Here is a 780-nt window from a genome sequence, read left to right as displayed (position 1 = left end):
TGCCGTTCACCAAACATGCGATTTGACCAGCACGCAGTAGCTCTTTATCCGAAGCTTGGCCTTTACGCACGATGTTTGAGTAGAAGCTGCGAACGAAAATACCTGAGTTACGGTTTAGTGCAGAGTCCATCGAAGACATGGTCGCCGCAAACAGACCTGCCATGAGCAGACCAACGGTGCCTAGAGGCATTGTTTCACGAGCGAAGACAAGGTAAACCGCATCGCTTGCTTTCGCACCCAATGATGAGTATTGCGTTGCTGCATCTGGGTACAGGATTGCTGAAGCCCAAGGTGGGATGAACCAAATTACCGCGCCAAATAGCATCATCACAAGCGCCATCAGCGCAGCTTTGCTTGCGTTTTTCGAATCTTTCGCGTTAAGGAAACGGTAAGACTCCTGCATGTTGTTGATACTTTGCAGCTGTTTCACTACGAAGAAGATGAACGTACAAACTAACAGTAGTGGGTAGTTCATATCTGGGCCCATGATGAAGCCACCAGGGAAGTTCTCAACGATCTCGCCAGGGCCACCAACGACGTACAATGCAACTGCCGCACAAGCAATGGAGATAACCGCAACAACCAGCGTTTGAATAAAGTCCGACGCCACTACGCCCCACGCACCACTCAGCAATGAGATAGCCAATACCGCAAGGCCAGTCACCCAAATGGTAGTCACGATGTCGGCATTAAAAACCTCAGAAGCAAACACACCCAAACCGTTTAGCCAAACACCCGCGTTAATCACACTTAATGGAATGATTACCCAAGTGAAAAACT

At 49.1% G+C, this 780-nt stretch carries 1 protein-coding gene; it reads right to left on the bottom strand.

Translation table 11 applies throughout. From position 1 onward, the window contains the following. Positions 1-780, bottom strand: a 780-nt coding sequence (locus R7Z50_RS26645) for a sodium:solute symporter family transporter (RefSeq protein WP_411979522.1), incomplete at both ends; no start/stop codon positions are given.

It is taken from the genome of Vibrio sp. 1249-1 (assembly GCF_033340495.1).
The sequence above is the reverse complement of the archived record's forward strand: the minus strand, read 5'-3'. Positions and strand labels throughout refer to the sequence as shown.